Here is a 19920-nt window from a genome sequence, read left to right as displayed (position 1 = left end):
CCCTAGATGGTCTAGATTCGATACTTTCATCTCTGTATTAATATTTACCTCCTCTTTTTTGATTTTCGATGATTTTGATTTTCGGTAATTATTTTACCCTTCCATTACGAGCGGAATGTAGGATTGAATTTTTCGGTAACGTTTGGTTAGGGGTTTTAGACGGCGGATAAACGGTAAGGTAAAGCGAACTTCGATCATAGATTTATGCTGTAGCGTCTTCCCAAAGTTGTGATACTGGGAATGTTTGTCCTGCGGCGGCAAGTCTGACAGATTCTTGTAAGTCGGCTAATATTTGTTCTTTGGGTTCTTGTTCGTCAATCCAAGCCAATCCACTGACATTATCAGTATTTAAAGAATGGATTAGCTGTTGCCAAAGTTCTAAGGGGACAAGCACATCGGTTGCTTTGCCTTCTGCATCAGTGACGTAACGAATAAGGTTTTCAATTTGGGCGATCGTCATGGCGTTGGCTTAGGCTATATGTTTGGGTTTATCATAGCAAATTTATAAATTAGGAATTACGAATTAGGAATTATTCCCCTCCCCAAATTCTATTCAGGACTGTTTGAATCTTTTTCTCAAATCTCTCGATTAGTTCACGGTTGGCGTTGACAAGGGCTTGCTCGGCTTCGATTTCAGCAACGATCGCTTTTTGGGTTTCGAGAGATGGAACTGGAATTTTAACCGTTTTCAAAATCTCAATATTAATGTTTTTCTGTGCAGCCTGCGGAGCTATATCATTTAAGTATTGCTTTTGAGTTCGCATCATCAATTCTAAAAAGTAAGGTTCTATTCCTTCTTTTGGAGTGAGTCCAACTACGCTATCAGGGAAACAGGAAGGGAAATCAAGAACGGCTGTATCACCAATATTTGCAGCAATTGTTACTACAACTACAGGCGGCTGAAACATTTTACTTACTAATAATCCATCTTCATTCAAAGTTTGCGTATATGTAATCTTTCCACCGTTTGCTCTTACAATATCGCCTGTCTGAATAAATGGATAGTTACCACCATAAAAGCGTGGTTCATTTCGTGGTCTGTGAGAAAACTTACCGCGTTGAATTTCGCATATTTCTTCAAGTGGAATGATATCCCAATCAGCATTGATCGCTATATGAGGTCGATAATTATCAATGACTGCACGAGAGCCGTTGATGACTTTTTGATAGCCCTCGATTTCGGCGACTATTTCTTGTTGGATAGAGATCGGGGGGAGCGGAATTATAGTTGAGGATAAGTTTTCTTTACTTACAAATTGGACAGTTCCACCTCTCTGGAACTGCTTAAAGAAATCAATAGCAACTAAATGATCTAAGCAATATTTTAAGAAAAAAGAATTTAGCTGTTCACTTGGCTTAATAATAAAAATATTCCAATGAATTAGAAAATCTTCTTCTTTCGTAACAACAATACTTTTCCCAATCGTTCCAATATTAGTAAAAAGCACGTCATTTATACAAGGCTTATATTTGTCGCGGTAAATATCCCAATCTCCCAATGACATATATTTCATATTGTCGAAATCAAGAGAACCAGAAGTAATATTTCTCGATTGGATAATCGGAACACCCGTTTCAACAAATTCGATTTTTAATCCAGCCGTATTTATCCCCTGATGCATATTTTCTACAACCTCTTGCAATTTCACCATAGGGAAATTACTACTACTAGAGATTACTGTTTTATATCTCTCTCCACTCAAATTATATTCACCATTCGCTGCAATTTTCTCTTTCGGTACAATCAACCCAAGCGAGAACTCAAGATCATCAGTTGAAACTTGATTACGAACAGCTTGCAAATATTCTGCTAACTCGATTTGAACCTGTGAAAGCTGCCCACCAGAAACCTCTCGCCTTTGCGCTCCCAAACCAAACCCATCATTTTCTACTTTAAAAAACGCAATCTTATCCGTCTTCTTCGCCAAAGACTTATCAAGAATTAAAATCGAAGTCTTCACCCCAGAATAAGGATTGAAAACCCCAGCAGGAAGTGAAATCACTGCCACCAGCGAATTCTCAACCAACATCTTTCGCAAATCCTTATAAGCAGTCTGACTCTGGAAAATAATCCCCTCAGGCACAATAATCCCCGCCCTACCCCTTGGCGAAAGATGTTCCGCCATATAGTCCACAAACAGAACCTCACTCCGCTTCGCCTTAATCGAAAACCGCTTATGGGGCTTAATCCCACCCTTCGGCGACATAAACGGCGGATTCGCAAGGATCACATCCGCAAACTCATTCCATCGATCCTCAGAAGTCAAAGTATCGTACTCAACAATTTGCGGACTCTTAAACCCATGCAAATAGAGATTTACCAACGACAACCGCACCATATCGGGCGAAATATCATAACCCTTAAAATTAGTCGCCATCAGCCCCTTCTCATCAGGCGTAAGCGTACTATTCCCCTGAGCATCCAGATTAGTCCGCAAAATATGCTTATACGCCGAAATCAAAAACCCCGCCGTACCACAAGCAGGATCGAGAATCACCTCACCCTTTTGCGGACGCAAAACCTCCACCATAAAATCAATAATATGGCGCGGCGTGCGGAACTGACCCGCATCCCCCTGCGAACCCAACACCGACAGCAAATACTCAAACGCATCCCCCAACCGTTCCGAATGATCATAGGTAAACCCATCGATCACCTTCAAAAAACTCTTCAGCGTCTCAGGATCACGATAAGGCAGATACGCATTCTTAAAAATATCTCGAAACAACGCAGGAATCCCCGCATTCTGCGGCATCGTGCTAATTCCCTCACTGTAAAGGTTCAGCAACTCATGCCCACCCACCGTCGGACTCATCAACCGTCCCCAGCCATACTTCGCAAAGTCACCCGCAAAAAAAGTGCGATCGCCCCCCAACTCTTCCACCTCCGCATCCATATCATCCATAAACTTGTAGATGAGAGCGATCGTAATCTGTTCCACCTGTGACTTCGGATCAGGAACCTTCCCCACCAAAATGTCACGAGCAGTATCAATGCGGCGTTTAGTTTCAGTGTCTAACATTTTTAATCAATTACGAATTACGAATTATCAATTACGAATTGCAAAATCGTAAATTGGTAGAATATTATAACTCCTTAGCCATACCCCAAATCCCTAGTACCTACATCCCATTCGTAATTCGTAATTCGTAATTCCTAATTGAATATATGAAAACCATACCCGTAGATAAACTCACCACCGACTTTATAAACCTCCTAGAAGAAATCGCCACCACAGGCGATCCCATAGAACTTGATTGGCAAGGCAAACGTTTTCAAATATTGCCAGTACAGAAAAAAAACAGACTTGACAATCTTGTACCTCACCCAGAAGTATATATTGGCGATCCTGACGATCTTCTAAACATCTCTTGGGAGCATGAAATAAACCTTAATTTACCTTGATACCCATGTTGTAATTTGGCTTTACGGAGATACTGTTAACAAGCTGTCACCTTTAGCTGAGAATTTGATCCGTGAAAACGATATCTCTATTTCTCCAATGATTCGTTTAGAGTTGCAATATTTATACGAGATTGGACGATTAGGCTCATCTCCAAATCAAATAATTGAATATTTAGCCAATCAAGCAAACCTACAAATTTGCCAGAAAGACTTTAGTTCAATTATTCAACAAGCCATGCAAATTACATGGACTCGAGACGTTTTCGATCGCCTCATTGTCGCAAACGCAATGGTTAACGAAAATATCCTACTGAGCAAAGATCACAAAATCCTTGAAAACTATGCCCATGCGAGATGGGAAGAATTACGAATTATTTAATTACGAATTACGAATTAACTTGTGGCGCAAGCGCCTCTAAACCTCACCCTAAAAAAGCTTCTTCCCTATTCCCAATTCCCAATTCGTAATTCGTAATTCGTAATTAAATAATTCCCAATTCAACTAACAAACCTCTCCAAAGATACAAACTCCCTCACATACTCAGGAATCAAATCACGATAGGACTTTGGCACAGCCTTAAAATCATTCATCGAAAAAAATGCATTTGTCGCTAATTCCATGTAGTTCTTTCCCTCAATGATTTTCCGAATCTGGTCATTAGTCACATAAGCCTTAAAATAGGTCTTAATCGCAGGAATAGACTCGTTAGGTTGATAGTTTGCCACAAACTTCTCAAACTCCTCCTCCAATAACTCATCCTTCAACTTAAATCTCGGAATCAACCCAAAAATCTTTTCCAAAATCTCCCGCACCTCCAGCCGCCGATCCACCGCCGCCGCCTTCCGCAACTTTTCCAAAGTGTAGGATTGTTCAGAATTATCAAAAAATTTCTCATTCACATAGGCGATCGCCTTTTCCCAATGTCCGACCTCGATCGCCGCCGCCAATTCGCGATCGCTGCGAATCACCTCCTCAAAACGCTCAAAATATAAGCGATCAATCTTCATGCCACCATAGGCGATCGCTTCTTCCTTGAGACTCAACAAAATATCGCTCCCAAGATGTTCATAGCTGCCAATCCCTTTCACCGTCTCACCATCATCATTGCGATTACCCTGATTCTCACCTTTAGTCTCATTTTTCGGCTTTGGCAAAGCCAACACCTCATCATATTTAAAATCTTTCTCGAAATATTCACAGTTCGCAAAGAAATCAAACAACTTAAAACTAGTCTTTTCTGGCTCCCTAATGCTGCCCTTGAGATCTGGATCATGTAAATCATTCAAAAAATTATGCCTACGAGTCCCCCGTCCCTTAATTTGGATAAAATCTGTCGGCGAAAAAATTGGACGAAATAGCCCCAAATTCAACAAGTCAGGGCAATCATAACCCGTTGTCATCATCCCCACGGTCACACATACCCGTGTCTTGCTAGTGCGATAGGTTTCTAAGAAATTCGCCGTACCGCGTAAATTGTTATTTGTGAAATTACTCGTAAACTGTTGAGCGTCCGTAATTTGTGATGTCACCTGTATCGCAAAGTCTGATTGATATCGATTCGGAAATATCCGATCCGCCATCTCATTCAAAATTTGCGTCAACTTCAGCGCATGGGGCTGACTCACCGCAAAAATAATTGACTTCCCAATCTCGCCACTAATCGGATCGCGCAGAGCCCTCTCTAAAAAAGTCTTACAAAAAAGCTGATTGGTCGCAGGTGAAAAAAAGCGCTTCTCAAATTGCCGAATTTTAAAACTCTCTTCTGTCTTTTCACCTTCCTCATCAGTAAACTCCACCACAAACCCATCCTTAGACAAAAGCTCAGTCGTTACTCCTGTACGCCCATCCACCACCGTCGGCTGAATCAAAAAACCATCCCTCACCCCATCATTCAAACCATAGGTAAAAGTCGGAATCCCATCTGCACAGCCAAAAGTGCGATAGGTATCCAACATCACCCGCCGCTCAGATTCTCGCGGATCTTTAGTCGTGGGCTTAGCCCGATCAAACTGCTTCAGGTAATCCCTCGGTGTCGCCGTCAGCCCTAATTTGTAGCCAATAAAATACTCAAATACCGCTCGTGAATTCCCCCCAATCGAGCGATGCGCCTCATCGGAAATCACCAAATCAAAATCTGTCGGTGAGAATTGATCCTGATATTTGTTATTCACCAGCAATGACTGTACCGTAGTCACTACAACATCAGCAAACCGCCAATTATCTCGATTTTCCTTATAAATCACAGTCTTATAGTCATTTTTAAGTAGCAGATCAAAAGCTTTCTTGGCTTGCTCCTCTAACTCAATGCGATCAACCAAAAACAACACCCGCCGCGCATTCCCCGTCCGCAAAAACAACTTGATCACCGCCGCCGAAGTCAAAGTCTTTCCTGTCCCCGTCGCCATCTGAAACAAAAAGCGATCTTTCCCCTCTTTCACCGCATCCTGTAAAGCCGAGATCGCCTGTTTTTGATAATCCCTCAAAAAGCGCAACTTATTCTTCCCAATAAAATCTTCGCGCTCCGTTGGATTCTGCCAACCCGCATTACTGCGATAATCAGGAACCTGCGTCAGTGCCACATAATCATCATCGATCATTTCATCCACAAGTTTCTGGCGATCGGGCTTAGGCAGAGCCTTTTGATAACCCATCATCGACGCAGGGCTAGGAAACTCATCAATAGCATTTGGATTACCGCCTTCCAAATCCCATAGATAGTGCGAGTTCCCATTAGACAAGATTACAAAACGACATTTCTGTGAGTTTGCATAATCTCGCGCCTGTTCTTTGCCTACAAGCGGATTAAGCCTCTCCGCCTTTGCCTCCAAAACAATAAACGGAACGCCCTTGTCATTTAGCAACAAAAAATCAATAAAACCCCTTCTCGTCTTCTCGAAGTTCTCCCCAAACTCATCCAAATCCATAGATGTAATCTCAGTCCCTGCCTCAAGCGCTATATTCGCAGGTTGTCCCCCTTCCGCAAAAAAACGCCAACCAGCAGCCTCAAGCAACCTATTGATCTTAATTCGGGCTGTCGCTTCATTATTTCCCATTTTAAGCCCCCGTGTTAACCTAAAACACAGCTTAAATTTTCTGCTTTATTTCATTATATGACAACTAGCGATCGCCTTCATCTTTGCCAACTCCTTGGCGAAGATGAAGGCGATCGCACTAAGTCATGAGTAACTTTCTATGAATCCCAGAAATAGGCACATAGATAGCTAGTCAAAGCAGGGATTGGCAATCCTGTTCTCTGCGATTCAGCATTAGAGATTTGTGGTTGCAAAATAGTTTGACATTGCGGTAAAAACTTCTGCTTTTCTGGAGCTTTAGGTTTCAACTGTTTAAGCTGATTTACCGTAGCAGGATTGATCGTAATAACTGCTGACTCAGCCCTTTGTTGGATTTCTACCCATTTGCTAATTTGGACTAATTCTGTACGGTAAGCTTTGATGCGTTGTTGAGCATCACCATATAAAACAGAGTCAGTGGGAATCTCTTCTAGCTGCTTTATAGCTTGTTGCCGTTTTTCTTGGGCAGATTTCCAAACAGTTGACTTATGTGGCGGATTTTGGGTTAACTTCGCCGCCTCAATCGTGGCATTCTTTGAGGATTCTAGATTTTTATTAGCCGCCTGTTCGACATTGATTTTGCGATCAAATTCAGCTAGTTTTGGGCGCAGCGTTGCTAGCTCAGACTGAGCATCAGCATATAGCGAAGCAGGTCGATCAGAAATTTCTTCTAGCTGCGAAATGATCCTTTGTAAACGATTGCGTGTGCCAGTGAGAGTTTCTAGCTTCGTAATTTTCTTAGGATTAATATCTTGGTTACTGAAGTTCCTTGCATTGGCCAGATATTGTTGCTGATTAGAACGATCCCACACTAACCATCCGCAAATGCCGACAATGGCGATCGCCGCTACGCCAAAAGCCACGGAAAACATTAATGACTTGTCCCTAGGGTAAGCAGTCTTGATCGTCTCACTGGCTGTCTCGATAGTAGGAGCAGGCTTTTTGGTAGTGCGTCTGACGGTGGGTGGTGGAGGTGGTGGTAAAGGCATCGGCATCGCAGCTACAGTTGGAGAATCTAAACTGAAGTCCTCATCCTGATCCGTCCAAGATTCTTTCTGCTCTGAAGGCGATCGCCGTTTTGCTTCTTGACTATTTACTTCAAACGGATTTTCGTCAAACGTTCCTAGCTCAAAATTATTTTGCGGCAGGCTATCTAATTGCAAGTCGAGATTGTCTAAATCAAAATCCTCAGTCTTGACATTCTTAATTTCGTCCTGCTCAGGAGCATGGATATCATTATGCCCTGCTTTATTAGCGGCTGTTTTTAGATCATTTTCGATACTACTTTTAAAACTTTTTAAGTCATCAGGAAGATCAGATTCAAGATTTGAGGACTGAATCTCTGTCTCATCGCTGTTAAATGACAGGGTTTCAATTGCGCCGATATCGTCGAATTCTTCAAGTTCTTCAAGATCAAGTTCAATTAATGGTAAAGGTGGCTTAATCTCTGCTGTTCTGTGCCATTCTGGATGCTTAGCCCCAGACAACCTACCATATACAACTAAACTATCTGCCCCCTCGATTGGCAGCTTATCAATACGGCGTTTCACAATATCATAGAGAGAGGCATAGTCAACATCATCACCATCTGATCTGGTGATCAGAACATGTAACTGAGATTCTTTGCGGCGGATTTGGGTTTTTACCTTATAGTTTTGAAGGTCTGCCTCTATCGCATTGACAATGCTAGCCTCATCCATCTTGAGATCCTCATCCTTGCGTTTCGATCGCACATATTAAACGAAAAGCCATACAAATATCCAACAATATCCAACCAAATGACTACAAAAAGATGAACTTTTTGCTTCAAATTTACAATACAACCCGACGTTGGTGGACAGAATTTTCGTTACAAACCAAGCTAATGGCTTTGATTACGCTATTAGTTTCTTTGCTGATGAGTGCTGTCACCTTTTGGGCTGTCAACGATATTCAGACCGATGCTCGCCTCAATGATACGCGCTTTGGCAAAGATTTGGGGTTATTACTTGCCGCTAATGTGGCTCCCTTAGTTGCCAAAAATAATCTCACAGAGTTAACTCGTCTATCTAAAGAGTTTTACGATAGTAGCTCTAGCATTCGTTATATTCTTTACGCCGATCCTGATGGTGAGATCTTTTACGGAATTCCGTTTAACTCTAATGAAGTCAAAAATTCTTTAAGTATCAGACGACGTATTCAGTTACCCGAAGATCCAATGATGCGCCCCGATCGCCCTTTGGTCAGGCAGCATGTTACGCCACAGGGTGAAGTTACGGATATATTTGTAAATTTGCAGCATGAAGGCAAATCTTTAGGAATTATTGCGATCGGGATTAATCCTAATCCCACGGCGGTAGCCTCGTCGAGTCTAACGTTAGATGTGACTACGGCTGTATTTGTATCGATCTGGGCGATGGTAATTTTGGGGGCAGCATCCAACTCAGTGACGATTACGCGACCACTACGGGAATTGGTGGCGGGTGTGCAAAATATTGCTAGTGGCAACTTTAAACAACGTATTGACTTGCCCTTTGGTGGCGAATTGGGGGAATTAATTCGTAGCTTTAATGACATGGCGCAACGCCTCAAAAAGTATGAGGAGCAAAATATTGAGGAATTGACCGCCGAAAAAGCCAAGCTAGAAACTCTAGTATCGACGATCGCCGATGGCGCATTGTTACTCGACTCCGACATGCGGATCGTGCTAGCCAATCCTGCGGCGATCAAGATTATGGGTTGGGATCAAGAGCCTGTGAAGGGGGACTGGAAGTGCAAAAGCATTTTGAATATTCTGCCTGAGCGACTCAGTGCTGATTTAGGGCGATCGCTAATGCAGATTGCCACAGGCGATCGTGAAGGGGGCGAATTTCGGATTATGGCTTCAGGCGATAAGGGTGATTCAGTGCTAGCCCATGCCTTTCGGATTTGGATTACCAGTGTCTTAAGTTCTAGTAATGCCATTAAGGGGATTGCGATCACGATTCAGGACATCACCCGTGAGGTGGAGCTAAATGCTGCTCAAAGTCGATTTATTAGTAATGTTAGCCATGAGTTACGCACGCCTTTATTTAACATCAAGTCCTTTATCGAGACTTTGCACGAGTATGGTGATGAACTAAGCGAAGATCAGAAAAAAGAATTTCTCGGTACAGCAAATAACGAAACTGATCGACTTACACGCTTAGTCAATGATGTGCTGGATCTATCTCGATTAGAGTCAGGTCGTCAATATCATTTCTCAGCGATCGATCTATCAGAGACTGTGGAGCAAACAGTAAGAACGTATAAACTCAATGCTTCATCTAAAGGTATTGAGCTGATTCATGAAATTGAGCCAGATTTGGAGAGAATCTGGGGCAATTATGATTTGATTTTGCAAGTGTTATCTAACTTAGTTGGCAATGCTCTGAAATTTACGGATATGGGCGGCAAAGTCACGATTCGGATCTATCCTTGGCAAGATCAAACCACCACTCAGCCCCATCGCACCGTTAACTATATCCGTGTCGAGGTGGAAGATACAGGACATGGTATTCCTCCCGAAGACTGCGATCGCGTGTTTGATCGCTTTTATCGTGTCGAAGATAAAGTTCACACTCTTGAAGGTACAGGCTTAGGTCTATCGATTGTTCGCAATATTGTCGAAAAGCATCACAGTGAGATCCATATCAAGAGCGAGGTCGGTGTTGGTACAACATTCTGGTTTGACTTAAGCGTGTATCAAGATCGTTGTGAGTTACCAGTTATAGGCGCGATCGCTGCTCCTGTTCAGGCGATGACGGTTTAGGAATTGTGACTAAATGTTGTTTTAGGAGATTAAGTCGATGATTGCCCAACCAAAGCTAATTCTAGAAGTAAGCAAAGAAGATCATCAAATCATCATGTCTGCCGATGAGTACCTTGTTTGGGAAAGTCAGCAAGAAGAAAAATATGAATATGAAAACGGGAAAATCATTGCGATGACAGGCGGCACAATCCCTCACAGCCAAATTCCTGCCAATTTAGCAGCCTTGTTCATACCGCATCTGCGAGGAAAAGGATGCAAAGTATCGGTCAGTGATGCCAAAGTTCTTGTTAGATCTCGGAAATATTATTATCCTGATGTGGTTGTGTCCTGTGACGATCGCGATCGCTTCTCCCGTGATTTTTTGCAATATCCTGTGCTGATTGCGGAAGTTTTATCTCCTACTACCGAAGCACGCGATCGCGGTATTAAGCAGCAAAGTTATATGTCGATCGATACGCTGCAAGCCTATGTCCTAATCGACTCAGAGCGTCCTAGTGTCGAAGTTTATCAAAGGCATAGCGATCGGGCTTGGGAATATCAGTCTATAGCGATCGAGCAGACAACTTTTGAGAAAGATGATCCTCTTATTCAGATAACTAGCATCGATCTCCAATTCCCCTTATCTGCCCTCTATGAAAATGTTGATTTTCTTGATAGCTCTCAATTGTAGGGTAGACATATTGTTCGTTAATCAAAATTGCGGTCGCTGCTCCTGTGCAAGCGATGTCAGTCTAGTAATGTCGCTGCTGCCACAGCGATTATCTCTGGGTTAGCATTAGATCATGAAGTAATTCAAAGGTTACTCAGGAGTGAGATCATGGAAGAATCAGTTGTCTATCAAGAAATTTTGCGCGAAGGTTTAGCTAAAGGCAAAGCTGAGGGTTTAGCTAAGGGCAAGGTTGAAGCAACTAACCAAATTGCGCTCAATATGTTGCGTTCTAATATGTCTCCAGATTTAGTGGCTCAGTTAACTGGGCTAACCCTAAAACAAATCCAAAAACTACAAAAAATCTCTACAAAGAAACCTCGGACAAAGAAGCCACAGTAAAAAGTTGAGTAGGGGATTATCCCATGTTAATAAATACTCGCTAAAAGACACATTAACCAACTAACGAGAAAAAATGGGATTTTTTGGGATTATATAGTGTGATATTAAGCGCTAGAATTGTCTATAAGTCAAAATTTCTAGCTAAATCGTCATGTCTCAAGTAACTACGCCAGATAGCGCTATCCAAAATGAATTAAAGCTGGTATATGGCAATCTGAATCGCGTGTTACAACCTAAAGGCGTAACTATCAAATTAATGAATCCCAAGGGAGATGTTTATCCTATTCTTCTGGAAGCAGCAGAAGCGCCAGAGCAACAAGTTTTTTTGCCTATTATTCAACAAGAGATCAGTAAGTTAAAACTAAGTCTACTTAAGAGGTTTGCGATCTATGGCAGAAAGTTAAATACTCAAGCTGCTGCATGGAATATGTCTTTACAAATAGATAATCCTAAACAAGAAACTGAATCTAAACCTGCTGCTCCTATAAGTTCTTATTCGGGTAAAGTTCCTTTAGAGTTTTTTGAGCAGATTAGAACTGTAAGCGAGAAAGTCATAAAGCTCAAAGATTCGGAGATGATCAGAAATAATGAACAAGCAACTAAAAGTGCTTTGATAGTGCCTTTGCTGCAAACACTTGGTTATGACACTTCTGATCCGATGGAAGTTTATCCTGAATTTGGAGCAGATGCTCCTGAGGTCAAGGGAGACAAGGTTGACTATGCAATTTTGCGTGATGAAAAACCAATAATACTTATTGAATGCAAATCTATTGGAGAAAATTTAAATAAGCCTCAAAACATTTCTCAGTTATTCAAGTATTTTAATGCGACTCATGCCAGATTTGGTTTGTTAACTAATGGGATTATTTATAAATTCTTTACTGATATTGAAAAAGACAACATTATGGACTCAAAGCCATTTTTTGAGTTCAATATGCTAGAACATCAGGAAGGAGATATTGCTGAACTGCGAAAGTTTTCTAAGTCTGTTTTTCAACCTAATGACTTGAGAGATAATGCTAGTGATTTAAAATACACTAATGAGATTAAGAAAATAATTGCAGAACAGTTTGCTGAACCTTCACCAGAATTTGTAAAGTTCTTTTTATCCTATGGTAACCCAGAGCCTCTGTATGCTGGTGTCAAGACTCAGGCAGTAGTAAATAAGTTTTCTGACATTGTAAAACGTTCTCTCAATCAATTCCTAAATGAATGGGTCAAGGATAAATTTCAATCAGTAATTGAGGATAGCAATCCTTCTAACTTTGTTAATCCTTCTGAAAATATCAAGATCGAGCCTGATCCTATTGAGTCTAAAACTAATGGAGTTGAAACAACTCAAGAAGAACTTGAAGCATTTTATATTGTCAAATCAATTTTAAGTGAAGTTGCTGATCTTAATAAGATTACTTACAAAGATACAGCTAGTTATTTCAATATACTTTTTGACAACATGACAACTAAATGTATCTGTAGACTTTGGTTAAATAGTCAGAATAAAAGTATTAGTTTCTACCCCCATAACTCCAAACAAAAGATTGCAAGTATTGATGAGATTTTTAAATACTCAAAAAATATTAAAGAATCTTTTCTCACAATTACTTCATAGACACTAAAAGTTTGTCGTTAATCATAAGTAATATTTAATGGTTTATTGCAGGACAAGAAAATGCCAAGCATAACACTTAGTAACGAACAAGTTGTGGAACTTGTTAAACAACTACCACAAGAACAAAAAATAGAAATATTTAGGTTTTTATTGATTTCTCAATGGCAAGAATGGCAAGATTTGTCTAGCTATGGAGCTGATAAAGTCAAACTTGCAGCAAAAGATAGAGGATACGACTGGGAAAAGATGTCAGAAGCAGAAAGAGAAGAATTTATTGATGAAGTTTTACATGAAGCTCCATGAAATACATTGTTGTTTTTGACACAAACATCCTAATTTCTGCATTGTTCTCACAAACTGGAAGTCCATTTCGAGTTTTAGCACTAGCAAAAATTGGACAAATAGAGTCTGTAACCTGCCAAGAAATTTTAGATGAATTTGCTGAAAAGCTATTACTAAAATTTAAATTCTCTGAAGAAAAAACTCAATTAGCAGTTGATGAAATACAGAAATTTTCGCGGATAGTGACAATTTCTGGAACACTTAAAGTTGTGCCTAATGATCCTGATGACGATATGGTGATTGAATGTGCTGTAGCTGGTTATGCAACGCATATAATTACAGGTGATAAACACATTCTGTCACTTAGTCAACATCAGAATATTGCGATCGCTAAAGCCACAGACTTTGTTAACTTATTTGCATAGTATTCCCAACTGCTAACTATCGAAATCTATGTCGATCGCCCCAATACTTAAAGCTGAAAACATCTCGAAATCCTTTGGCGGCATTCATGCCGTTAGCAATGCCCGCATTGAAGTACCCGCAGGAAGCATCACAGGATTAATTGGTCCCAATGGGGCAGGAAAAACCACATTTTTTGGATTGTTATCTAACTTCCTTAAGCCCGATCGCGGCACAGTGCAGTTTGACGGAATGCCAATTCAAGGCAAGCCACCCCATGCGATCGCCAAACTCGGCATGATTCGCACCTTTCAAGTGCCGCGAGTCCTGTCGCGCCTATCAGTGCTAGAAAATATGCTGCTAGCTGCACAAGGTCAAGTCGGCGAAAAGTTTTGGAATACTTGGTTCCAAGGGCAGAAAATTGCCACACAAGAACGGGAAAACCGCGAAAAAGCAAGACATATTCTTGAATCAGTCGGCTTAATCAGGATGGCAGATGACTATGCGGGTTGTCTGTCGGGTGGTCAGCGCAAATTGTTAGAGATTGCCCGCGCCTTAATGACCGATCCTAAATTGATTCTGCTGGATGAACCTGCGGCGGGAGTAAATCCTGCTTTGATTGAAGAAATTTGTAGCCTGATCCACAAGTTAAATCAAGAAGGCTTAAGCTTTTTGATTATCGAACACAATATGGATGTGATTATGTCCCTATGCGATCGCGTCTGGGTCTTAGCCGAAGGTCACAACCTCGCCGATGGTTCACCTGCTGAAGTTCAAAGTGATCCTAAAGTTTTAGAAGCATATTTAGGTTCATAGCTTTTACTGATAAACATCTCTACGATGACCAATTTTCAAGACTAAAATCAGTAGGTGGTTATTCTGAATGCGGTAAATGATGCGATAGTCACCAACTCGAATTCGGTAAAGGTCATCTTCTCCTGATAGTTTGACCACGCCATCGGGGCGAGGCAATCGACTAAAGCGTCAATTTTTGATTTTATGCGTTGTTGTTCTTGAGGAGATAAAGCCTTTAACTGCTTAGCGGCTGGCTTAGCAAATTCGATGTAATAAGTCATACACCGATTTCCACTTTCAACTCTTCCCAAGAAATAGTGCCTTTAGTCTCAATAGTTGCTAAAGCAGCATGAGCATCTGCGATATCTTCATAGTCCTCAAGCTGTTGATTTTTGAGTGCGTGCAGAAAATCAATAACTTTTACAATTAGAGCATCAGGCACTTCACTTAACTCTTCAATTAATCGCTCTTTGAGAGTCATAGCTTACCTCACCAAAATTACATCTAGGCGCTAATTCTAGCATTCATGAATTTAAAATCCTTGTCTCAATCTTTTAATGTGTTGCTACTAGTACCGACGGGCATTAATGCGGCGATCGGTGGTTATGCAGGGGATGCATTGCCAGTGGCAAGAGCGATCGCCTCAATAGCTGATAACTTAATTACACATCCAAATGTCTTAAACGGCGCGAGTTTATATTGGTCGATGCCAAATGTTTTATATACCGAGGGTTATGCCATTGATCGTATGGCAAAGGGTGACTGGGGATTGCGACCTGTGCGCTCAAATCGCATTGGTGTAATTCTCGATCGCGGTATGGAAGCAGATTTAGAGTTACGTCATCGTCAAGCGATCGCCGCAGCACAGGCAACATTGGGTTTAAATATTACCGATGTACTAGTTACCGATCTCGATCTTGGTGTGGAACTGAGATCAGGAGAATCGGGTGCGACATGGGGAACGATCGCTAATCTCGATAGTTTACTGAGAGCCGCTGAGAAGTTAATTAAAGTTTCTCAAGTAGAAGCGATCGCTGTTGTCGCCAGATTTCCTGATGATCCTGATAGCGAAGCCTTACAAAACTATCGCCAAGGTAAGGGCGTTGATGCACTAGCAGGAGCCGAAGCAGTCATCAGTCATGCGATCGTGCGCGAGTTTGCCATACCCTGCGCCCATGCTCCCGCTTTGCAACCATTGCCCCTCGATCCCAGTGTGTCACCTCGTGCGGCGGCTGAGGAATTAGGCTATACCTTTTTACCCTGTGTACTAGTCGGGTTGAGCCGCGCTCCGAAAATCATTACATCGCCTAATTTATTTAATGCTGATGATATTACGGCTGATCGGATTGATGCGATCATTACGCCCTATAGCGCCTGTGGTGGTGCAGGATTACTAGCACTTAATCCACTTCCCCATGTCCAAACTATTTTTGTCAAGGAAAACCAAACTGCCCTAAATGTCACACCTGAAATATTGGGATTAAAGGGAATTCAAGTTGAAAATTATTGGGAAGCGATCGGGGTTTTAACCGCAATTAAATCTGGAATTAATCCTCAAAGCTTAAGGACATAAGTAATATTTTCGTGAATTGGTATTACAGAGAATATTTCTGTAACAACCCTAAATGTCTAAGCGATGTTTTGCTGTTCCAAGTGCAAAATTTATGAGACGATTAGCTACATAATATTTGCAAATTATAACAATTATGAAGTTTTGGAAGATTAGCATTTCGGCATTGTTTGCTACAGTTACATTTGCCTCTGGAACTCTATTAGTAGCCCAGACATCTGTTGCCCAATCTAAGAGTACAACTGCTCCTTCAAGTCTGAAGACAACTATTGTCAACAGAGCAATTACTGAAAGCGAGGTTTTAGCAGCCCAAAAAGCTTGGGGAGACGCATTGGTAGCAATTTCCACAACATATGATAAAGAGGGAAAAGATGCTGCCAAAGCATTAGCTAGAAAGGTGATTGACGAAGCTTATGGTTACCAATTTGGACTTGTTCTTTTCAAGCCAACACTCACTACAGCTCCCCAGACATTCCGAACTACCAGTGCAAGCGCTTTGGCTTATTTTGTCGGGGATGATCCTGCATTTCCGAGAGATAAGGGTTTTGCTTTGAATGGTTGGCGAAAAGTAGAGAGTAAGAATATTGGAATCTTTATTTCTGGCGATACGGCTACTTCTATGGGTAAAGTGACCCTTACCGATAAAGATGGCAATGTGATCACCGTAGATAAGACTTGGCAGTTCTTTAAGGACGATACTGGTAAGCTACGCATTATTGTTCACCACTCCTCACTACCTTATTCAGGTAAATAATTCATCCAGTGATGCGATCACAAACCGCAAAATGGTAAGAATCGCAAAACGATTCTTACCATTTTGCGGCACGAATATTAATATCAAACTAGGAAGTGAAAGATTTGCCTAAGCCGATCGCTGCTAGCTTTTTCCGAAAAGTGATCGAGCTTTTATCACCTGCAATATGTACCTCATCTGCGAGGCAAATGGGCAAATCCTCTGGCCATTGCTCCTCCACGATCGCCTTGTCCTCATAAAACACCTGATCATTAAAATCGAGCGTGTCTTGTAAAGGCGCATCTTTATCGAAGTTCCGACAAATCGGTACAAACAATCTTGTTTTGCGAGCAGAAATCGGCGACGCTGCATTGAGAACGTGCAGTTTGCCATGCGGAAAGAAAACAGTTAACTTGGCGGTAAATGGAACAAACAACTCAAATAGTCTTCTCCATAAAAAATCAGGTGGAGCTAGATGCTTCATGCCATGGGCATAGTTGCTAACCGTACTAATATAGTCAGCTCTGAATCCAGAGGTTGTTTGCTCGATGGTATAGTCTGGAACTTCAGGATTATCTTGTTCTCCAAAAGATTTAGCATGAATAAAAGCAAAGTGGCTGACATCTAAGAATCCTTCCACTTGCCGTCCAGCGGCTGCATCCAAATCTACAGAATCAGGTAGCACCTGAATGTAGTCTGGATCTTCCCATTCAGCTAATTCAGGAAATGGAACTTCACCATTGTCAATCAATCTTGTCCAAACTAACCCATAGCGTTCCATTACTGGATAAGTCTTGAGCCTAAGTCTTAATGGAATTGTGGCTTCGGGCTGAGCGGGAATAAAGACACATTTAGCATCACAGTCGTATTGCACTCCGTGGTAAGGACAAACGAGGCGATCGTTTTCAATCCACCCTAAACTTAGGGGCGCTCCACGATGTAGGCATAGATCTTTGGCAACAATAACCGATCCATCAGAAACTCGGTAAATCACCAATCTTTCGTCTAATAAATGTGTGCCATAGGGCTTGTCGGCTGTGATTTCATGGGAAAAGGCAACGGGATACCAGAAGGGCGCAAGCGCTTGCCAATCAGTTGGGCTGAACGTGCAATTGCGTGGCAAAGATACTTCTTTGGTTGCTACCATAAACATCACTCCTGTGCATAGATCTATGAGCTTGACGTTACAACGAGCAAAAGTTTTATTCTGTATAACTTTGCACGATTCTAGTTGCTCGGTTGCAGAGATGCTTTAGGCTTATGGCAATATATGTAGGCTATATCTCTACAGAAAAAGTTACTTGAACATTTCTGAATATCATGCCTAAAGTTTTGGATTTTAAGTAACTTCCAATTGAAATTCTGATAAATTACCATAAATGTATGAATAACTATCACTAGCTTTTAAATAATTCTGTGGGATATTACGATACTCAACAAGTTTGCTTAAACGGTCACCAGACGACTGATAACTACCACCGCTCTCCAGAATTTCGTCAAAAATTCTGTGCAACTTGTGGAGCAGAGACAATTCATAAATGTCCTAACTGTAACTCCGAAATCCGAGGGGACTATCATATCGATGGCGTTTTCGACTTCTCACGTACTCCTGTACCTATTCATTGTGAGAATTGTGGTGCTGATTTTCCTTGGACAAAAAACAAAGAGAAATTGTCTGCTAAGAATTTTGAGTCTGTTTCAGTGGATCACTTCAAACTGATCGAACAAATTTGCTCAAGATTTCATCTGGTTGTTAAACAACTGAAGATTAGACATACTAATCGTGAAACTCTAGTAGTTAATGATGAGTACGATGTGCAAGATTTACTTCACTCTATCTTGCATATTTACTTTGATGATATTCGTCCTGAAGAATGGACACCAAGTTATGCTGGGGGCTGTTCGAGAGTTGACTTCTTGTTGAAGAATGAAAAAATCATTATTGAGGTAAAAAAAACAAGAGCCTCACTAAAAGATAAAGTCATTTGCGAGGAGTTGATGGTAGATTCACAACGTTATCGAACCCATCCAGATTGTAAGAAATTATTTTGTTTTGTCTACGACCCTGATGGCTTGATTTCTAATCCTCGTGGTTTGGAAAACGATCTGAACATGAAAAATGATGATTTCGAGATCAAGGTTCTTATTGTTCCCAAGGGACACTAAAAAATTAGTCTATTTTTCGATTGGTTTTGTGTAATACTTGTAGATCGCACTTTTAAATAATCTCACAACTAAAAAAATGGCTAAAAACAAAGGTGTCCGTCTCGTCGTTACGCTAGAGTGCACCGAATGTCGCACCAATGCCAATAAGCGATCGCCTGGTGTCTCTCGTTATACGACCATGAAAAATCGTCGTAATACCACTGCAAGATTAGAACTCAAAAAGTTCTGCCCTCATTGCAACTCTCATACCGTTCACAAAGAAATCAAATAGTCCATTAATCTAATCACCAAAACCGCGTAATCCCAATCATGGCAATGAACTCCTCTTTTTATCGTAAGCGCCTCTCTCCGATCGCGCCTGCTGCCAAAATCGACTATAAAGATGTCGAATTACTGCGTAAATACATCACTGAGCGTGGCAAGATTTTGCCTCGCCGCATTACAGGTTTAACTGCAAAGCAACAGCGTGCATTGACGACAGCAATTAAACAAGCTCGTGTAGTTGCTTTGTTGCCCTTCATCAACAAAGAAGGCTAAAAATTATCAAGACGCAAAGCGTCTTCTATATTTACGGCTACAAAAAAAGGTAGGGGCAATTCATGAATTGCCCCTACCTTTTTTTGTAGCGCAAGTGGCGGCGCTTCGCACCGCCACTTGTTATAGACACTGCTCGATGACACTAATAACCGATCGCGATAGGCTACTAAAGTCATAGCCACCTTCTAAACCCAATAAAATCTTGGGAGTAATCTCTAAACAGAGCTTAGTAAAAACTCCAAAATCCTCTGGCTTAAGCAAAATACTCGCCAAAGGATCATCAGCATTAGCATCAAAACCTGCACTGATAATTAATAGATCAGGGTTAAAGTTGCGTAGGAATGGCATAATCTGCTGCTCGAATACGGGTAAATATTCAGGCATTGCCGAACCCGATCGCATGGGAATATTCAAAATATTGCCGTGAGCGCCTGTCTCATCCTTACGACCTGTCATCGGATAAAACGGGGCTTGGTGGGTGGACACATAGGCAATATCAGGACGATCCCAGACTGCATCCTGTGTACCATT

22 protein-coding genes and 2 pseudogenes are annotated in these 19920 nt (G+C 41.4%); 15 read left to right on the top strand and 9 right to left on the bottom strand.

Features of this window, described 5'->3' with window-relative positions; genetic code table 11:
* Window positions 1-202 precede the first annotated feature (202 nt).
* A complete protein-coding gene (locus B9G53_RS23455; RefSeq protein WP_094535859.1) occupies window positions 203-460 on the bottom strand; it encodes a hypothetical protein in 258 nt (85 codons plus the stop codon).
* Window positions 461-530: 70 nt separating this feature from the next.
* The gene (locus B9G53_RS23450; protein ID WP_094535858.1) at window positions 531-3023 is read right to left on the bottom strand and encodes an N-6 DNA methylase; all 2493 of its coding nucleotides are present in this window, start codon (window positions 3021-3023) and stop codon (window positions 531-533) included.
* Between the two features lie 146 nt (window positions 3024-3169).
* Here B9G53_RS23450 and B9G53_RS23445 point away from each other — a divergent pair, with 146 nt between their 5' ends.
* Both B9G53_RS23445 and B9G53_RS23440 read left to right on the top strand, forming a co-directional pair.
* Window positions 3170-3406 (top strand): hypothetical protein, encoded by a 237-nt coding sequence (locus B9G53_RS23445; RefSeq protein WP_094535857.1) that lies wholly within the window; start codon window positions 3170-3172, stop codon window positions 3404-3406.
* The gene (locus B9G53_RS23440; RefSeq protein ID WP_094535856.1) at window positions 3396-3785 is read left to right on the top strand and encodes a type II toxin-antitoxin system VapC family toxin; all 390 of its coding nucleotides are present in this window, start codon (window positions 3396-3398) and stop codon (window positions 3783-3785) included. The genes B9G53_RS23445 and B9G53_RS23440 overlap by 11 nt, the downstream gene beginning before the upstream one ends.
* 119 nt (window positions 3786-3904) lie before the next feature.
* Here B9G53_RS23440 and B9G53_RS23435 read toward each other — a convergent pair whose 3' ends face one another.
* On the bottom strand, window positions 3905-6460 hold the full coding sequence (locus B9G53_RS23435) for a DEAD/DEAH box helicase family protein (protein ID WP_094535855.1): 2556 nt from the start codon (window positions 6458-6460) through the stop codon (window positions 3905-3907).
* Between the two features lie 137 nt (window positions 6461-6597).
* On the bottom strand, window positions 6598-8211 hold the full coding sequence (locus B9G53_RS23430; RefSeq protein WP_094535854.1) for a hypothetical protein: 1614 nt from the start codon (window positions 8209-8211) through the stop codon (window positions 6598-6600).
* Between the two features lie 59 nt (window positions 8212-8270).
* Here B9G53_RS23430 and nblS point away from each other — a divergent pair, with 59 nt between their 5' ends.
* From nblS to B9G53_RS23395, 7 genes are all read left to right on the top strand, one after another.
* The gene (gene nblS, locus B9G53_RS23425; protein WP_094535853.1) at window positions 8271-10247 is read left to right on the top strand and encodes a two-component system sensor histidine kinase NblS; all 1977 of its coding nucleotides are present in this window, start codon (window positions 8271-8273) and stop codon (window positions 10245-10247) included.
* 37 nt (window positions 10248-10284) lie between these two features.
* Entirely contained in the window at window positions 10285-10917 is a 633-nt protein-coding gene (locus B9G53_RS23420) for a Uma2 family endonuclease (protein ID WP_094535852.1), read from the top strand.
* Between the two features lie 147 nt (window positions 10918-11064).
* Window positions 11065-11295: a hypothetical protein gene (locus B9G53_RS23415; protein ID WP_094535851.1), complete on the top strand. Its 231-nt coding sequence runs from the start codon at window positions 11065-11067 to the stop codon at window positions 11293-11295.
* 151 nt (window positions 11296-11446) lie between these two features.
* Complete coding sequence (locus tag B9G53_RS23410) at window positions 11447-12904, top strand: type I restriction endonuclease (RefSeq protein ID WP_094535850.1); 1458 nt, start codon at window positions 11447-11449, stop codon at window positions 12902-12904.
* 60 nt (window positions 12905-12964) lie between these two features.
* Window positions 12965-13207 (top strand): hypothetical protein, encoded by a 243-nt coding sequence (locus B9G53_RS23405; protein ID WP_094535849.1) that lies wholly within the window; start codon window positions 12965-12967, stop codon window positions 13205-13207.
* The gene (locus tag B9G53_RS23400; RefSeq protein ID WP_094535848.1) at window positions 13204-13611 is read left to right on the top strand and encodes a putative toxin-antitoxin system toxin component, PIN family; all 408 of its coding nucleotides are present in this window, start codon (window positions 13204-13206) and stop codon (window positions 13609-13611) included. The genes B9G53_RS23405 and B9G53_RS23400 overlap by 4 nt, the downstream gene beginning before the upstream one ends.
* 28 nt (window positions 13612-13639) lie before the next feature.
* Window positions 13640-14404, top strand: coding sequence for an ABC transporter ATP-binding protein (locus B9G53_RS23395; protein ID WP_094535847.1), 765 nt, complete (start codon window positions 13640-13642; stop codon window positions 14402-14404).
* Between the two features lie 3 nt (window positions 14405-14407).
* On the opposite strand, the gene B9G53_RS29190 is transcribed toward B9G53_RS23395, so the two are convergent.
* From B9G53_RS29190 to B9G53_RS23385, 3 genes are read right to left on the bottom strand one after another with little or no spacing between them, the layout of a single operon-like run.
* Window positions 14408-14485, bottom strand: coding sequence for a type II toxin-antitoxin system RelE/ParE family toxin (locus B9G53_RS29190; RefSeq protein WP_369683017.1), 78 nt, complete (start codon window positions 14483-14485; stop codon window positions 14408-14410).
* Complete coding sequence (locus B9G53_RS23390; RefSeq protein WP_254923782.1) at window positions 14452-14664, bottom strand: type II toxin-antitoxin system RelE/ParE family toxin; 213 nt, start codon at window positions 14662-14664, stop codon at window positions 14452-14454. The genes B9G53_RS29190 and B9G53_RS23390 overlap by 34 nt, the downstream gene beginning before the upstream one ends.
* Entirely contained in the window at window positions 14661-14864 is a 204-nt protein-coding gene (locus B9G53_RS23385; RefSeq protein ID WP_094535846.1) for a hypothetical protein, read from the bottom strand. The genes B9G53_RS23390 and B9G53_RS23385 overlap by 4 nt, the downstream gene beginning before the upstream one ends.
* Window positions 14865-14909: 45 nt before the next feature.
* Here B9G53_RS23385 and B9G53_RS23380 point away from each other — a divergent pair, with 45 nt between their 5' ends.
* Both B9G53_RS23380 and B9G53_RS23375 read left to right on the top strand, forming a co-directional pair.
* The gene (locus tag B9G53_RS23380; RefSeq protein WP_094535845.1) at window positions 14910-15956 is read left to right on the top strand and encodes a DUF3326 domain-containing protein; all 1047 of its coding nucleotides are present in this window, start codon (window positions 14910-14912) and stop codon (window positions 15954-15956) included.
* Between the two features lie 133 nt (window positions 15957-16089).
* The gene (locus tag B9G53_RS23375; protein ID WP_094535844.1) at window positions 16090-16707 is read left to right on the top strand and encodes a hypothetical protein; all 618 of its coding nucleotides are present in this window, start codon (window positions 16090-16092) and stop codon (window positions 16705-16707) included.
* Between the two features lie 88 nt (window positions 16708-16795).
* Here the strand turns inward: B9G53_RS23375 and B9G53_RS23370 are convergent, their stop codons facing one another.
* The gene (locus B9G53_RS23370) at window positions 16796-17833 is read right to left on the bottom strand and encodes an aromatic ring-hydroxylating dioxygenase subunit alpha (RefSeq protein WP_254923781.1); all 1038 of its coding nucleotides are present in this window, start codon (window positions 17831-17833) and stop codon (window positions 16796-16798) included.
* A gap of 269 nt (window positions 17834-18102) precedes the next feature.
* Between B9G53_RS23370 and B9G53_RS29185 the strand changes: the two are divergent.
* The 4 genes and pseudogenes from B9G53_RS29185 to rpsR all read left to right on the top strand — a co-directional run.
* Window positions 18103-18345: pseudogene (locus B9G53_RS29185) on the top strand (DUF2321 domain-containing protein); the annotation flags it as partial.
* Window positions 18346-18357: 12 nt separating this feature from the next.
* Window positions 18358-18852, top strand: a complete 495-nt coding sequence (locus B9G53_RS23365) for a hypothetical protein (RefSeq protein WP_369683016.1) — start codon at window positions 18358-18360, stop codon at window positions 18850-18852.
* Between the two features lie 76 nt (window positions 18853-18928).
* Window positions 18929-19123, top strand: coding sequence for a 50S ribosomal protein L33 (rpmG, locus tag B9G53_RS23360; RefSeq protein ID WP_094535841.1), 195 nt, complete (start codon window positions 18929-18931; stop codon window positions 19121-19123).
* A 44-nt stretch (window positions 19124-19167) separates the two neighbouring features.
* Window positions 19168-19389, top strand: coding sequence for a 30S ribosomal protein S18 (rpsR, locus tag B9G53_RS23355; RefSeq protein ID WP_055074037.1), 222 nt, complete (start codon window positions 19168-19170; stop codon window positions 19387-19389).
* 120 nt (window positions 19390-19509) lie between these two features.
* Here the strand turns inward: rpsR and B9G53_RS23350 are convergent.
* Window positions 19510-19920: pseudogene (locus B9G53_RS23350) on the bottom strand (histone deacetylase); the annotation flags it as partial.

This window comes from Pseudanabaena sp. SR411 (assembly GCF_002251945.1).
In the GTDB taxonomy this organism is placed as follows: Bacteria; Cyanobacteriota; Cyanobacteriia; order Pseudanabaenales; family Pseudanabaenaceae; genus Pseudanabaena.
Note: the sequence above shows the minus strand (reverse complement) of the source record. Positions and strands in the feature narration are given on the sequence as shown.

Excerpts from the sequence above, each read along its gene's own strand:
- B9G53_RS23410 (WP_094535850.1), top strand. The coding sequence starts at position 11,447 with ATGTCTCAAGTAACTACGCCAGATAGCGCTATCCAAAATGAATTAAAG.
- B9G53_RS23405 (WP_094535849.1), top strand. The coding sequence starts at position 12,965 with ATGCCAAGCATAACACTTAGTAACGAACAAGTTGTGGAACTTGTTAAA.
- B9G53_RS23450 (WP_094535858.1), bottom strand. The coding sequence starts at position 3,023 with ATGTTAGACACTGAAACTAAACGCCGCATTGATACTGCTCGTGACATT.
- nblS (WP_094535853.1), top strand. The coding sequence starts at position 8,271 with ATGAACTTTTTGCTTCAAATTTACAATACAACCCGACGTTGGTGGACA.
- B9G53_RS23435 (WP_094535855.1), bottom strand. The coding sequence starts at position 6,460 with ATGGGAAATAATGAAGCGACAGCCCGAATTAAGATCAATAGGTTGCTT.
- B9G53_RS23445 (WP_094535857.1), top strand. The coding sequence starts at position 3,170 with ATGAAAACCATACCCGTAGATAAACTCACCACCGACTTTATAAACCTC.
- rpsR (WP_055074037.1), top strand. The coding sequence starts at position 19,168 with ATGAACTCCTCTTTTTATCGTAAGCGCCTCTCTCCGATCGCGCCTGCT.
- B9G53_RS23420 (WP_094535852.1), top strand. The coding sequence starts at position 10,285 with ATGATTGCCCAACCAAAGCTAATTCTAGAAGTAAGCAAAGAAGATCAT.
- B9G53_RS23375 (WP_094535844.1), top strand. The coding sequence starts at position 16,090 with ATGAAGTTTTGGAAGATTAGCATTTCGGCATTGTTTGCTACAGTTACA.
- B9G53_RS23455 (WP_094535859.1), bottom strand. The coding sequence starts at position 460 with ATGACGATCGCCCAAATTGAAAACCTTATTCGTTACGTCACTGATGCA.
- B9G53_RS23415 (WP_094535851.1), top strand. The coding sequence starts at position 11,065 with ATGGAAGAATCAGTTGTCTATCAAGAAATTTTGCGCGAAGGTTTAGCT.
- B9G53_RS23380 (WP_094535845.1), top strand. The coding sequence starts at position 14,910 with ATGAATTTAAAATCCTTGTCTCAATCTTTTAATGTGTTGCTACTAGTA.
- rpmG (WP_094535841.1), top strand. The coding sequence starts at position 18,929 with ATGGCTAAAAACAAAGGTGTCCGTCTCGTCGTTACGCTAGAGTGCACC.
- B9G53_RS23400 (WP_094535848.1), top strand. The coding sequence starts at position 13,204 with ATGAAATACATTGTTGTTTTTGACACAAACATCCTAATTTCTGCATTG.
- B9G53_RS23370 (WP_254923781.1), bottom strand. The coding sequence starts at position 17,833 with ATGGTAGCAACCAAAGAAGTATCTTTGCCACGCAATTGCACGTTCAGC.
- B9G53_RS23395 (WP_094535847.1), top strand. The coding sequence starts at position 13,640 with ATGTCGATCGCCCCAATACTTAAAGCTGAAAACATCTCGAAATCCTTT.
- B9G53_RS23385 (WP_094535846.1), bottom strand. The coding sequence starts at position 14,864 with ATGACTCTCAAAGAGCGATTAATTGAAGAGTTAAGTGAAGTGCCTGAT.
- B9G53_RS23390 (WP_254923782.1), bottom strand. The coding sequence starts at position 14,664 with ATGACTTATTACATCGAATTTGCTAAGCCAGCCGCTAAGCAGTTAAAG.